The sequence below is a fragment of the Streptomyces sp. NPDC001204 genome (assembly GCF_053598035.1).
The window spans coordinates 170,082-182,778 of the sequence record NZ_JBSFJL010000009.1 but is presented as its reverse complement, the minus strand read 5'-3'; the positions used below and the strand labels follow the sequence as shown (position 1 = coordinate 182,778).

Genomic DNA, 12,697 nt, shown 5'->3' with positions numbered 1-12,697 from the left:
CCCGAAACAGGCGGTTCCGATGCCGGCCGCCGGATCGCAGAACACGTAGGTGCAGGTGGCCGGGGTGTGCCGGGAAGGTCCGCCGGACCGGTCTTCAGCTGACCTCGGAGTAGCTGCTGTGGCGGCCGCGATGCCGTGTCCCATGACGTCCCCGACCACCCGGCCGGCCCGTCCCTGTACGGTCGGGGCTCGCGTGGCCGGCCTTCTCGCCGGCCGGAGGCACGGCAGGCGCCGTTGCGGTACTGGCTAGGCGTCGAGCGTCATGAAGAGGCTGTTGAGGCCCTCCGCCAGCAACGGGTGCGTGAAGACGGCGTCGGCCATCGCGGTGTACGGGAGCTTGCCCAGCATGGCGACCTGGATGATCGTCATGATCTCGCCGCCTTCCGCGCCGAGCACGGCGGCGCCGAGGATCTGCTGGGTGCGCGCGTCGATGACGGCCTTCATGAAGCCGCGTGTCTCCCCGGTCTCCAGGGCACGGATGACGGCGTTCATCGGCAGCTTCGCGACGCGGACCTCGCGGTTCTGCTCCCTGGCCTGCCGTTCGGTCATGCCGACGCGGCCGAGCTGCGGATCGATGAACACGGTGTACGGAACGATCCGGTCCCTGGTGCTCGCCTTCTCGTGGCCCAGCAAGTTGGCGTGGAGGATCCGGTAATCGTCGTAGGAAAGGTGAGTGAAGGCCGGGCCGCCCTTGACGTCGCCCATGGCGTAGACACCGGGGACGGAGGTTTCCAGATGCTCATCGACCTCGATGGAGCCGTTGTCGCGCAGCCGGATGCCGGCCGCCGCCGGCGCGAGCGCTTCCGTGTTGGGGACGCGGCCGGTAGCCGACAGCAGGTGGGAGCCCTCGACCTGCTGTTCGCCGTCCGGCGTGCGAACGGTCAGCCGCACTCCGCCGCCGGCCTCCTCGATCCGGTCCGGCGTCGTCGAAGTCAGGACCGTGATCCCGTCATCGCGCAAGATGTCGGCGACCGCGTCGGAGACGTCATCGTCCTCTCTCATCATCAGGCGCGGGCGGGTCTGGACGATCGTGACCTCGCTGCCGAACCTGCGGAACATCTGCCCGAACTCCAGCCCGATGTAGCCGCCGCCGAGAATGATCAGGTGCTCGGGGAGTGTGCCCAGCTCCATGATCGACGTTGAGTCCAGGACAGGGACGTTCTGGGCACCGCCGATCGCCAGGGGCTTGGGCCTGGTGCCCGTGTCGATGACGATCACCGGTGCGCTGATCTCCTGTGTCCGGCCGTCCCTCATGGCGATCTCGATCGTCTTGGGCTCCGTGAAATGGGCCTCGCCTTCGATGAGGTGGAGCCCGTCCTGCGCCAGGCGGCTCGCGTAGTTCTCCCGCGCGCCCGCGACCATCGCCCGCTTGCGCTCCCGCACGGCGGCGAGGTCCACCGACACCTGACCGGTCCGCACGCCGAACTCCGCGCCGCGTCGTGCCTGGTGGGCGAGGTGCGCGCTGGCGACCATCGTCTTCGTCGGGGTGCACCCGGTGTTCACGCAGACGCCGCCGAGGTGGTCGCGCTCGACAAGCGCCACCTTCTTGCCTGCCTTCGCCAGATCGACGGGAAGGAACCGGCCGCCCTGGCTGGTCCCGATCACAATCACGTCATAGCTCTCGTCTGCCACAGCGAGATCGTAACGCTCTGCGTCCATCTGTGCACTCAGGGTGTTCAGTGGCTCCCGTGGCTTCGAATTGCACGGAACGCAGGCGCGATCGTGGGCGGCTATTTGGCCGGTATTGTCAGCGGTCGGAAGAAGTGTCCGGGACCAGGTCGCGATCCACGATCACCGCCACCTTGCCCACGACGCCATGGCCCGCTTTCAGCGACTGCAGTCCCGCACTGATTGCCTCGACGGTGCTGTCGATGGTCCGCCCGATGTGCGGGACCACAAGTCCCCGCGTCGCCCATTCCATGGCCAGGGTCATCCCGCGTTGGAGAAAGGCGCGCGCCTCGCTGTCGAGCGTGGCGGGTTCGGAGAAGTAGCGCAGCAGATTGACGTCGACCCGCCTGGCGCCGCGCTCGGCCAGGATGGCATCCACCGGGCTCTGCGTTTCGACCAAGCGCGTCGTCCTGCCGGGGCCGACGCCGAGCACGATCCAGCTGCCGCCTCGCCGGACGGTCTTCGCGGTCTCGACAAAGCTGTGCTCGCTGTAGGTGGCGTCGAAGACGAGGTCAACGCCCTGGTCATCAGTGAGCCGGGCGATTTCGGCGGGGATGTCGTCGCGCTTGTAGTCGAAGACATGGTGGGCGCCGGACTGCCGGGCCAGTGCGATTGATCGCGGCGTGCTGCCACTGCTGATGACCAGTCCGGCCCCCAGGGCACGCGCCGCCATCTGCACGGCCAGATGCCCGACACCGCCCCCGCCGCCCGGGACATAGATCGAGTCACCGGCCTGGACCGCCCGGTAAAGACCCGCGAAAGCGGACAGGAAGGCCATCGGCAGCGCCGCCGCATCGCGGAAGCCCAGCGACGGTGGCTTGCGAACGGTGAGGAACCGCTGTGTGAGGGCATAGCCGACGTCGCCTCCGCCCGCGCCGGTCGCGACCCAGCCGCCATCGCCGTTCAAGTCGGCCATGGCGGCCACCGCGTCGCCGACGGCTACGCCACTCACACCAGGGCCCACGGCGACCACCACGCCGGCGAGGTCAAGACCGAGAGCGACCGGGGGCGTCCGTCCCATGAAATTGAGGTCGGCCAGCTTGTACTCCAGCGGGTTGAGCGACGAGGCGGCGATGCGGATCAGAACCTGGTCGTCCGCCGGTTGCCGGACAGGAACACGCACCGCCTCGAGCGGCAGCCCAGCTCGGTCCCTTGTGTAACCGACGCCGAGGAACGTCTCCGGAATCGTCTCAGCCTGCTTCATGGCATCGCCTCCTCGCAGCCACTCGGGGAAGGACAGACCCGTCACCCGAAGCTGTCCCCGAACCCGTATTTCCGATTGTCGCGGGCCTGCGTGGTGCCGCCAGTGGGACGGCGGCCAGGGTGACCTTGGGTTCAGGAGGCGCGATGCCGAACGCGGCCAGGACGGCGCCGACGGTCATCCGGCCGGCGTTCGAGCAGGCCGATCCGCTCCACGGCGTCGGCGAACCGCTCGCAGCAGAAGTAGGCAGCGGCCGGTGCCGACGGCGACACCACACCCACCACCACCTCAGTCGTGGAACGTCCGGCGGGTGCGCTCGCGGAGCCACGGGATCTTGGCAAGTGCGACCGCAGACGTGATCACGATGGCGAGGCCGGTGAGCATGCCGAACAGCGGCAAGCCGGGTCGGGCGATGCCGGACGTGATCATCAGGGCGGTCGCGGCGGCCGGCGGGTGGTGGGCGTCGAGCACGACCAGGGCGAGCAGCGTCAGGCCAACCCCCAGAGCCTGGGCGCCGATCTGCGCCAGCGTGTCGGCGTGCTGCTCGACGATCGAGGGGCGCCTCCACAGCCCGAAGGCTGCGAGGCAGGCCAGTCCGCTGACGGTCGCCGCCGCGTGGCCCAGCAGGGCGCTGCGCACCTGAGCGGCCTCGGTGTCCGGGTGCGCCAGCAGAAGATACGCGGTGGGACCGACCGTCGTGGTGAGCACCATCAGCCCGATCAGATGACCGATGACGCCGGTCATGGCGAGCAGCGCGGCGGCCAGCACGAACAGCCGTCCCCCCGCCAGCAGCCGGGTCCTCAGCGGTCCTCACCGCCCAAGCGCTTCCCGATGACGAAGTCCTCCAACCCACTTGACGGCCGGCCGAGGTCAACGCCCATAGCGGTCACGCTTGGTCCGGGCCGTGAGCGCCATACCGCTCGATCAGCTGGTCGGCGATCGCATCAAGGTCCTGCCCGACGTAGTTGGGCTGCGGGCCGACGTCGAGTGGGGCGTTGCCCTCCCGAAGGATGAGTGCGGCCTGCCAGCCGGCCGCCACAGCCCCGATCGTGTCCCAGACATGGCACGCGATCAGGCAGATGTCGCCAGGCTCGACTTCGAGTGCACCGGCCACTGCGTGGTAGGCCTCTGGAGCCGGCTTGTGACGTCGTACGGTGGCGTCGACGCTGAAGCGCCGCTCGAACAGGTCGATCAGGCCCGCCCGCTCCAGCTGGCGCTCGGAGATCTCCAGCGTGTTGTCGGTGAGCGTGAACAGCCGGAAGCCATGGTCGTGGAGTCGGCGCAGGGCCGCTGGGACTTCGGGGTGGGGCGGCATGGTGGCGAACCGGTCCGTCAGCTCGGCACTGTCGGCGTCACTGATCGTGATGTCGCGTGTGGCGGCGAGCATCCGGAGCACGGCACCGCCGATGTCGGTGAACGGAACGTACGCCCCGCTGAGCGTGAGCGCCTCAGAGTAGGTGATCAGATTGGCGAACCACAGGCGCATGGCGGCGGGGTCGTTGAAAATCCTGTTGAAGGTGGGGTGGAGCGAGTCCAGATCGAGCAGGGTCTCGTTGACGTCGAAAACTACCATCGGTCGCTCAGGCACAACTGGGTCTTCCTTCATACGTGGGGCAGAAGATGTGGACCGCCATAGCTTTTTGGGGTGGCCAATCCGGGCGCCGGAGAGCCGCGCGGGCTTACCAGAACTCCCCGCAAAGACGCCGTCGACTGTATGTGGTGCGAGCGATGCGACGGGCGACCGTACATGAGGGCGCCACGCATCTCTGTGCGTTGTCACTCACCTGTACCAGGACTTTTCCGGGCGATCACGAGGCGGTGGCCGCTGAGGTCGCCAGGGGCAACTTGACGGTCCGATAACGATCTATCGATATCCGGTGCCCGCACAGCGCGAAGCAAACATACGATCCACCGTATGAACAGAGCTGTGAAGATCGGCATTGCCGGTACCTGCACGGCGCTGCTCGTCACCGGGGGAATCGGCGCGTACAACATCGTGCATGGGCTGACCTCCGGAGATGCGGGCGGCGGTCCGGCCGAGGCCGGGCGGTCCGTCGACGCAGCGGCCGTATCGGCCTCACCGCCGTCGGACGCCAATGCCGAGAAGCTGACCCGGGCGTTCCTGGACAGCTGGTCCAAGCAGCACCTCGACGGCGCGGCGAGCGACACCGACGCGCCGGACATGGCAGCGCGGGCGTTGCAGGAGTACACCGACGGACTGGACCTGAAGAAGCTGACCTTCAGCCAGGTCGTCGCGGTGGGTCGGTCGATGGTCACGCCGGGCGCCACCAAGGTCACCTTCCTCGTCACGGCCCAGGTGGCCGGCGGAACCTGGATCTACCCGAGCGCTGTGGCGGTGGTGCAGAGCACGGGCGGCCAGATGGCCGTGCACTGGAACAACTCGGTGCTCTACCCCGGGTTGGGCGAGGACCAGTCGCTGACCGCAGGCGCGCTTCCCGCCGACGCGACCACTGCCAGGGTCGTCGCCAGCGACGGGAAGACGGACCTGGCCACCTTCCCCTCACTACGGGACATCACGGCGACCATCCGCGAGAACGCCACGCCCACCGGTGGCAGCACCAGTACCGGTGTGGCCGTGGTCGACGCCGGTGGTACGGGCGTCGAGACGCTGCACGTCTTCTCCAGGGGGAAGGCGCCGATGATCAAGACGACCATCGACGCGCGCCTCCAGGCCGTGGCCGAGAGTGCCGTGAAGGACGATCACCTGGGGGACAAGGCGGCCGGCGCGGTGGCGCTCGATTGGAGGAACGGCCACATCCTCGCGATCGCCCACACGGGCGCGGACGGTGACATCGCTGTCAACGGCATCAAGTCGCCGGGCTCCACCATGAAGATCATCACCTCTGCCGCCCTGTTCGACCAGGTGGGCCTCACCCCGAGCAGTCCTGCCCCGTGCACGGAGTCTCTGATCGCCAACAGCCAGTCCTTCCACAACGACTCGGGCGTGAGGGCCAACGCCAACGCCACGATCGCCGAGGCGTTCACCGTGTCGTGCAACACCTCCTTCATCAAGGACGGCTTCCGCTACCTGGTGCACGACGGGGACGCCTCCGCTCTGCACGACGAGGCCGTGAACGTGTTCGGCATGGGCAGCTGGTCGATCGGCGGCGGGGTCGCCACCACCGACCCGAGCATTCCGCCGGATGTTCAGGGCGGCGACCAGGCAGCCCAGTTCATCGGCCAGGGCAAGGTCGCGGCCACGCCGCTCTTCATGGCGTCCGTGGCGGCCACTGTGCGCAACGCCGGCTTCAAGCAGCCGATCATCCTTCCAGGCCAGCACCAGGACACCGCGCCGCGGCCCATCTCCGCCCGTACGGCCGGATACCTGCAATCCATGATGCGCAGCGTGGCCACCAGCGGTACCGCGGCACCGCGCCTGGGCGGCCTGGCCGGCGTCGGCGCCAAGACGGGCACCGCTGAGGAGGGCGACAGCACCAACGGCTGGCTGACCGCGTACAACTCCCGTATCTCCGTCGCCGCGCTGGTCGAAGGCGGCCGCTCCGGCGTCGACTCCGCCGGCTACGTCGTCCGTCCGCTGCTGACGGCGAGTTGACTCATCCTCAGCGACGTGTGCCGAGCAGCCCCGAAGGCAGAGTTGGCACAAGGGAGTTGTCGTCCAGGGAACGTCAAGTCGTTGCCATCAACCGGGAAGATGCTCTGGCCCGCGCGCGCAGTGAGGTCCCGGGCTTTGAACGGCGTGCCCTCGCCGTGCCGTTCGGCATATGGCCCGGAACGCGACAGAGTACGATGATCAAAAGGCGGCGAAGCCTCACTTCCCGGACGACGGAGTCTGCCATGACGACGGACCATTCGCAGTCTCATCGCATCGACACCAGCAGGGCTCACCCCGCGCGGGTCTACGACTGGCTGCTGGGCGGTAAGGACAACTACCCCGTCGACGAGGCGGTCGGCGAGACGCTGCCGCCCGAAGCGCGGGACGCGGCGCGGCAGAACCGCGCGTTCATGCACCGCGCGGCGGCCTACCTCGCCGCCCGGGGCGTCGACCAGTTCCTGGACATTGGCACCGGCATCCCGACCGAGCCGAACCTTCACCAGATCGTGCAACGGACTGTGCCCACCGCCCGGATCGTCTACGCCGACAACGACCCGATCGTGCTGCGGCACGCGGAGGCCCTGCTGGTCAGCTGCCCCGAGGGTGCCACGGACTACATCCAGGCCGATGTGCGCGAGCCGGACGAGATAGTGCGGCACGCCCGGCAAGTGCTGGACTTCGACCGGCCGGTCGCGCTGTCGCTGATCGCCCTGATGCACTTCATCCGCGACGACCAGAACGCCCACGGCATCGTCAAGGGCCTGGTCGAAACCCTCCCGTCCGGCAGCTACCTGGTCCTCTCGCACGCCGCGATCGACCTCTTCCCCGAGCTGGCGGGGCAGGTGATCGCCCAGTACGCCAAGGGCGGCATCCGCCTCAGCTTCCGCACCCGGCAGGAGGTGGCCCGCTTCTTCGACGGACTGGAGCTGGTGCAGCCCGGCCTGGTCACCGCCACCGAGTGGTACGGCGCCGACCAGGAACTGCCCTCACCGGAGGAGAGCGGCATCTACGCGGGCGTGGCCCGCATTCCCTGACCGGACGTCGGGCAGGGGCCCCGTGTGACCGGGCAGCCGACCGTGTTGTGGTGCCGCAGCGCGCGAGGCGTTGTCACAGCGGGGTGGTATCCATGCCCCATGAATATTGATCAAGCTGACCTTGCTGAGCTGGCGGCGCTTCGTGCGGCGTTCGACGTCGATGACGGAGGCGAGTCGGCTCTTGGCTGGGAGGCAGTTCATGCCTTCGAGGCAGAACACGGAATCGTGCTGCCCGATCCGTACCGGACCTTCGTCGCTGAGATATCGGACGGTTCGCACTCCGGGCCGCCCGAGTACGGACTGCTGCCGGTGGCGGAGCTGCCCGACGACTGGGGCGATGACGAACAGGAGCGCGACCTGAGCAAGCCGTTCCCGCTGGTGGAGGCCTGGATGTGGGAGGAGGACCCGGACCCGTCCGAGGATGCCGACGAACTCCTGGAGCAGGTCTACAACCACGGCTCGATCGTGCTCGGTACCGACGGGTGCGCGATGAACTGGCATCTCATCGTCACCGGACCTCACCGGGGACACGTCTGGCTGATCAGTGACGTCGGTGCTGTCCCCTTCGGCGCGCAGTTCGGGTTCACCACTGCTCAGCCCGGCTTTGCGGGCTGGGTCCGGCATTGGGCAGCGAACAAGCCCTGGCACGACGCTGCGTGACTATTTTTAGGAGTGCAGGCTGCGGCGGTTCTCTCCCGTTCCGACCGACTTCATGAGTTCAGTGAGCGGGACGAAGCTGTCGGCCACCCTCAATTCCCTGCCCACCGGGGAGGTGTCGCAGGCCGCGATGTGCCGACGGCCAGGGCACGGTTCCATGGTGGTGATCGTAGATCTCGACGCTACTCAACCCCGTCGGTGATCTGTGGCCTGACCAGTGACTTTTCCAGGGGAAGAGCCAGTGTGAGTCTGTCCGGCCGGGGGCGGTATGGCTGCGGCGAACCTTCACCTGTTGGACGTCCAGTTCAGCGATGGCCGACGGCCATGAATCCCTTGGACCGCCCCGTCAAGGCTGTGGTCCACTGCGCTCATGAGCTTGTCGGTGGATGTCTTCGTTGTTGGCGCGGATGGTGGGAGGCAGCTGCAGGATGTTCCTGACGGATGCTCCGACTCCGCGGGTTTCGAGAGCTGGCGGACTCGCGTGTGGGGCTCGCAAGTGGTGCGGTCGCTAGGGGCCGGCTTCTTCCCGGTCCTGGCCGACGCCGACCTGCAGGTCGATCCCGAGCAGGTCCCAGCGTTCCTGCGCGAGTGCCTCCTGCTTCGCGAGAACCTGGAGCAGATCGTTGCAGGCATAGAACCCGTGCGGACGACCACGGATTACAGGGAGGCGATCTCCGACCGGTTGACAATGATCGAGGATGCGGCGAGGCGAGGGCTCGCGATGGGAGGCGGAGTCCTCATCTGGTGACGTGACCGCACACGCAGGAAGTTCTTCGCTGTCGGATGCAACCCGTACGGCGACACGTCGCAGGAGGTCAGCAATGTTCGGTTATGACCGTGACCCTGTCAGAGACCCATGACATGCCGGAGGCCAAGGCCGACGGGCGGACCTTCGAGGCACAGGATTCTCGGGGGAGGAGACCGACCGGCAGCGTCATGGGATCCGGCTGGAGTCCGAGGACAACCGCGGACACGGGAGGCGACATGAGCTGGGACCTGCTCGTTCCGCCAGTCCCGCCCGAGTTCATATCGGTCGCGCGCGTTTCCGGCACGGGCCCAGCGGTTTGTGACGCTGGCCTAGAGAGCCACCAGCCGCCCGCTGCGCCCTTGTAGCCGGGCCGAGGCGAGGGTGCCGCAAAGCAGTGCCACGCCGAGGAGCGTGCCGCAGGCCGCCGCCGTGGTGTGCGCGTCGCCGTCGAGGGCGGCGTGCAGGCCCCGGGCAGCCCAGTAGCCGGGGGAGGCCGGGGCCACGTGCGCGACCCAGGCCGGCAGGATGCTGAGCGGGACGAGCGCGCCGCCTACGCTGCTGAGCAGCATGCCGCCGATGTCGAAGGCGGCCGAGAGCTCGCCCATGCTGCGGGCCAGCACACCGAGCAGCGTGCCGAGGCCGAGCAAGGTGCAACTCCAACTCAGCAGGACGCCGACCAGCAGGAACGGATGCGGAACGCTCAGCCCGAAGACACACATGCCGAAGCCGACGATCAGGAGTTGCTGAGCGAGCAGGGCCGCGAAGACGGGGATCGCCTTGCCGACGAGCATCTCCGCGGGATGCAGCGGTGTGCCCCGCAGGCGATCCCACGTGCGGCCGAGTCGTTCGGCGAGGATCGCGTTGCCGGAGATGCTGAGTGCGAGGAGCGAGAAGGTGACCAGCGCGCCGACGACCGCCTGTTCGGTGCCGGTCGTGCGGCCCTGCGCGGCCAGGTAGAGCGGGCGCAGCAGGGTGATGAAGACGAGCGGAAGGATCATCCGGCTGAGGATTGGGCCGGGTTCGCGCAGCATCAGCAGCGCGTTGTGGCGCATCAGGACGCTCAGGCGGGTGGCGGATTCACGCAGCGACATCACGGGGCTCCGTCTTCTTCCTCTTCTCGATCGCTCCGGCTTCCAGGGAGTGGTAGAGGTCGTCCAGGCTGGGGCGACGTATGTCGACGGAGACGGGCGTGCGGCCGGCGGCAAGCAGGGCTGCCAGCTCGGCACCCGGATCCGTGGTGGGCAGACGCAGTTCGGGTTCGGTCGGGTTGGCGAAGGTGACCCGGAGTTCGCCCGGCAGGTGGCGGGTGAGCCCTTCCTGTGTCCCTCGCGCGATGACGCGCCCGGCCCGGGCGAGCGCCAACGTGGCGTCGAGATCGACGAGTTCCGGCAGGTAATGAGTCGTGTAGACGACGGCGGCGCCGGCTTCGGCGCGGGCCTTGACGGCGGCCAGCAAGGCCGAGCGGGTCTCCGGGTCGGCCCCGGCGGTCGGCTCGTCCAGCAGCAGTAACGGCGGAGAGCCGACCATGGCGGTCGCCGCCTGGACGCGGCGGCGCTGACCACCGGACAGGATCCCTACGGGCCGGTCCGCGACGGCTGCCAGGTGGAGTTCTTCCAGGACCCGGGCGATCTCCGCGTCTCGTCGCCGCCCACGCAGCCCGGCAAGCCCGGCGAGCAACCGCAGGTTCTCCCGCACAGTGACGCTGCCGTACAACGCCAGCTCCTGCGGGGCCACGCCGAGGAGCCGGCGGGCGGCCCGGCCGGCACGCAGCGCGTCATGCGGGCCGATGCGCATCCGGCCCGCGTCGGGAGGCACGAGACCAGTGACGATCTCGACGAAGGTGGTCTTGCCGGCACCGTTGTGCCCGATCAGGCCAACGATCTCGCCGGGCGCGACCGTCAGGTCGAAGCCGTCGAGCGCGCGACGCCGGCCGTACGCTGCGAATGGCCAACTATCGCTGCGAGTCACATGCCCTATGGCCGGAAGGCGCCGAAAACGAACGAGTGATGAATGCGGGTATGGTCCTGTCCCCGACGACCTCAGCTGCTTGTGATTGGGCGGGGCGGTCGTCAGTTGGGCGAGGCATCTGTCACTGGCCGAAGAGGGGCGTCCGCTGATCTCTCACAGCGAAGGTTGCGTGGCTGGATCTTCCGGAGAGCGAGGGTCGCTCCGCCTGTCCCAGTACTGTGGCTTCGCATGGCCGACTCCGAGATCGAGATCACCGCAGACCTGGTCCACGACCTGCTGCAGGAGCAGCATCCGGACCTTGCAGGGCTGGCCATCCGCGAGGTAGCAGGTGGATGGGACAACCAGCAGTGGCGCCTCGGGGACGAGTTGGCGGTGCGTATGCCGCGTACGGAACGTGCCCCGGATCTCCAGCGCAAGGAGTGCCGATGGCTGCCCGTCCTGGCTCCGCGCCTGCCGCTCCCGGTCCCGAACCCTGTGCGGATCGGTGAACCGTCCGCGCGCTTCCCGAAGCCCTGGACCGTCATGACGTGGGTTCCCGGCGAGCCGCTGGACCACACCTCGATCAGCCGCGGCGACCACGCGGCCGACACCCTGGCGGGCTTCCTCAGTGCGCTCCATGTGGAGGCTCCCGCCGAGGCGCCGAACAGTTCGGACCGCGGCGCTCACCCCAAGAAGTGCACGGACGGCTTCGACTACTTCTTTCGAGCCGTTGCACCCGGCGGCGTTGCCGACGACGTCCGGGCCGTCTGGGATGATGCCGCCGCGGCCCGCGAGTGGGAGGGCCCGCCGGTATGGGTGCACGGTGACCTTCATCCCGCAAACGTCGTCGTCGCGGACGGCACGCTCTCGGGTGTGATCGACTTCGGTGACATGTTCGCCGGCGATCCGGCGTGGGACCTCGCGGCCGCGTGGGTGGTCCTTCCCGCGGGCGCCGCCTCACGGTTCTTCGACGTGTACGCGCATGCGGACGAGGCGACGATCCGGCGCGCCCGCGGGTTGGCTGCTCTGAAGAGCCTGTTCCTCATGCTTATGGGCCAGAACGGAGATCGGGGCCTTCCTGGCGGCAAGCCGCCATGGGGCCCCGCAGGCCGGGCAGCGCTCGACCGTGTTCTGAGTGAGCGTTAGGTTCTTGCTTCTCCGTTTCATTTGGCCTAGGTGGCAGGCCAGTTGAAGGTGGTCGGCGACCGCACTGTTCGGGGCCTTCCGTATCGAGGTGGAGGACGAGCAGGCCAAGACCGGGCACTCAGTGTCCTCTTCAGCCTGTCGGTGAACCGGCCCACCACTCTCATCGGCGGGATGCGGAGCCGGCAGACGGACAGTGGCCGGGCGCACACCACGGACTCACCCCGCGAGGCGTGGTGCTCGAGCGGGTTCGCCGAAGACGTTCCGGTACAGGTCCTCGCCGAAGCTGGTCGGCAGCGGTTCGCCCACTTCCAGGCGGAAGGTACGCCTGCCGTCCGCCCGGCGCTCGGCACGCAGGAACACCGCGCCCTCCTTCGGCGGCCGCTCGTGCAGGCCGTAGGCGAGGTCGAACAGGTGGGTGACCAGCAGAACCTTGACTCCAGAGTCCAGGAGGGCACGGGTGACCTGGCAGCCGATCCCGGAGCCCTCGCGCTCGTTGGTCGCGGCGAAGGATTCGTTGAACAGCACCATCGCTCCCGGCGTCACCAGTGACGCGATGTCGCTCATCCTGGCCAGTTCCTCGTCCAGCTTGCCGCTCTCCATCTCGGTGTCCTCCTCGCGTCGGTAGTGCGTGAACAGCCGTGTGCGGACGTCCGCGGTGAAGAAATCGGCGGACCACCACTGCGGCGGCTCCGACGTCGGCGAGGTCACATCGATGAAGCGGC

General features: G+C 68.3%; 13 protein-coding genes. 5 read left to right on the top strand and 8 right to left on the bottom strand.

Annotated elements, in window-relative coordinates:
- Positions 1 to 246: 246 nt before the first annotated feature.
- From ACWC91_RS15590 to ACWC91_RS15575, 4 genes are all read right to left on the bottom strand, one after another.
- A complete protein-coding gene (locus tag ACWC91_RS15590) occupies positions 247 to 1,632 on the bottom strand; it encodes a mercuric reductase (RefSeq protein ID WP_225077539.1) in 1,386 nt (461 codons plus the stop codon).
- Positions 1,633 to 1,747: 115 nt separating this feature from the next.
- Positions 1,748 to 2,872: a quinone oxidoreductase family protein gene (locus ACWC91_RS15585; protein ID WP_376500774.1), complete on the bottom strand. Its 1,125-nt coding sequence runs from the start codon at positions 2,870 to 2,872 to the stop codon at positions 1,748 to 1,750.
- A gap of 285 nt (positions 2,873 to 3,157) precedes the next feature.
- A complete protein-coding gene (locus ACWC91_RS15580; protein WP_225077537.1) occupies positions 3,158 to 3,637 on the bottom strand; it encodes an HPP family protein in 480 nt (159 codons plus the stop codon).
- Positions 3,638 to 3,755: 118 nt separating this feature from the next.
- Positions 3,756 to 4,457: a haloacid dehalogenase type II gene (locus ACWC91_RS15575; protein WP_225077536.1), complete on the bottom strand. Its 702-nt coding sequence runs from the start codon at positions 4,455 to 4,457 to the stop codon at positions 3,756 to 3,758.
- A 327-nt stretch (positions 4,458 to 4,784) separates the two neighbouring features.
- Here ACWC91_RS15575 and ACWC91_RS15570 point away from each other — a divergent pair, with 327 nt between their 5' ends.
- The 3 genes from ACWC91_RS15570 to ACWC91_RS15560 all read left to right on the top strand — a co-directional run bounded on the left by ACWC91_RS15570 (position 4,785) and on the right by ACWC91_RS15560 (position 8,137).
- Complete coding sequence (locus ACWC91_RS15570) at positions 4,785 to 6,443, top strand: penicillin-binding transpeptidase domain-containing protein (RefSeq protein WP_450640266.1); 1,659 nt, start codon at positions 4,785 to 4,787, stop codon at positions 6,441 to 6,443.
- Between the two features lie 242 nt (positions 6,444 to 6,685).
- Positions 6,686 to 7,477 carry an SAM-dependent methyltransferase gene (locus tag ACWC91_RS15565; RefSeq protein WP_225077534.1) on the top strand — a complete coding sequence of 264 codons (792 nt, stop codon included), beginning with the start codon at positions 6,686 to 6,688 and terminating at the stop codon, positions 7,475 to 7,477.
- Positions 7,478 to 7,576: 99 nt separating this feature from the next.
- Positions 7,577 to 8,137, top strand: coding sequence for an SMI1/KNR4 family protein (locus ACWC91_RS15560; RefSeq protein WP_450640302.1), 561 nt, complete (start codon positions 7,577 to 7,579; stop codon positions 8,135 to 8,137).
- A gap of 6 nt (positions 8,138 to 8,143) precedes the next feature.
- Here ACWC91_RS15560 and ACWC91_RS15555 read toward each other — a convergent pair whose 3' ends face one another.
- Positions 8,144 to 8,293: a hypothetical protein gene (locus ACWC91_RS15555; protein ID WP_281154090.1), complete on the bottom strand. Its 150-nt coding sequence runs from the start codon at positions 8,291 to 8,293 to the stop codon at positions 8,144 to 8,146.
- Positions 8,294 to 8,504: 211 nt separating this feature from the next.
- Here ACWC91_RS15555 and ACWC91_RS15550 point away from each other — a divergent pair, with 211 nt between their 5' ends.
- Positions 8,505 to 8,882: a hypothetical protein gene (locus tag ACWC91_RS15550; protein ID WP_450640264.1), complete on the top strand. Its 378-nt coding sequence runs from the start codon at positions 8,505 to 8,507 to the stop codon at positions 8,880 to 8,882.
- A gap of 329 nt (positions 8,883 to 9,211) precedes the next feature.
- Here the strand turns inward: ACWC91_RS15550 and ACWC91_RS15545 are convergent, their stop codons facing one another.
- Both ACWC91_RS15545 and ACWC91_RS15540 read right to left on the bottom strand, forming a co-directional pair.
- Positions 9,212 to 9,973: an ABC transporter permease gene (locus ACWC91_RS15545; protein WP_225077530.1), complete on the bottom strand. Its 762-nt coding sequence runs from the start codon at positions 9,971 to 9,973 to the stop codon at positions 9,212 to 9,214.
- Positions 9,960 to 10,850, bottom strand: coding sequence for an ABC transporter ATP-binding protein (locus ACWC91_RS15540; RefSeq protein WP_450640262.1), 891 nt, complete (start codon positions 10,848 to 10,850; stop codon positions 9,960 to 9,962). Before ACWC91_RS15540 ends, ACWC91_RS15545 begins: the two co-directional genes overlap by 14 nt.
- A 228-nt stretch (positions 10,851 to 11,078) precedes the next feature.
- Between ACWC91_RS15540 and ACWC91_RS15535 the strand changes: the two genes are divergently transcribed.
- Positions 11,079 to 11,975: an aminoglycoside phosphotransferase family protein gene (locus ACWC91_RS15535; RefSeq protein WP_450640260.1), complete on the top strand. Its 897-nt coding sequence runs from the start codon at positions 11,079 to 11,081 to the stop codon at positions 11,973 to 11,975.
- 216 nt (positions 11,976 to 12,191) lie between these two features.
- Here the strand turns inward: ACWC91_RS15535 and ACWC91_RS15530 are convergent, their stop codons facing one another.
- On the bottom strand, positions 12,192 to 12,683 hold the full coding sequence (locus ACWC91_RS15530; protein WP_450640259.1) for a hypothetical protein: 492 nt from the start codon (positions 12,681 to 12,683) through the stop codon (positions 12,192 to 12,194).
- Between the last annotated feature and the right edge of the window lie 14 nt (positions 12,684 to 12,697).

Bases quoted from the DNA above. Each gene is read 5' to 3' on its own strand.
- ACWC91_RS15585 (WP_376500774.1), bottom strand. From the start codon at position 2,872: ATGAAGCAGGCTGAGACGATTCCGGAGACGTTCCTCGGCGTCGGTTAC.
- ACWC91_RS15570 (WP_450640266.1), top strand. From the start codon at position 4,785: ATGAACAGAGCTGTGAAGATCGGCATTGCCGGTACCTGCACGGCGCTG.
- ACWC91_RS15565 (WP_225077534.1), top strand. From the start codon at position 6,686: ATGACGACGGACCATTCGCAGTCTCATCGCATCGACACCAGCAGGGCT.
- ACWC91_RS15560 (WP_450640302.1), top strand. From the start codon at position 7,577: ATGAATATTGATCAAGCTGACCTTGCTGAGCTGGCGGCGCTTCGTGCG.
- ACWC91_RS15555 (WP_281154090.1), bottom strand. From the start codon at position 8,293: ATGGAACCGTGCCCTGGCCGTCGGCACATCGCGGCCTGCGACACCTCC.
- ACWC91_RS15550 (WP_450640264.1), top strand. From the start codon at position 8,505: ATGAGCTTGTCGGTGGATGTCTTCGTTGTTGGCGCGGATGGTGGGAGG.
- ACWC91_RS15545 (WP_225077530.1), bottom strand. From the start codon at position 9,973: ATGTCGCTGCGTGAATCCGCCACCCGCCTGAGCGTCCTGATGCGCCAC.
- ACWC91_RS15535 (WP_450640260.1), top strand. From the start codon at position 11,079: ATGGCCGACTCCGAGATCGAGATCACCGCAGACCTGGTCCACGACCTG.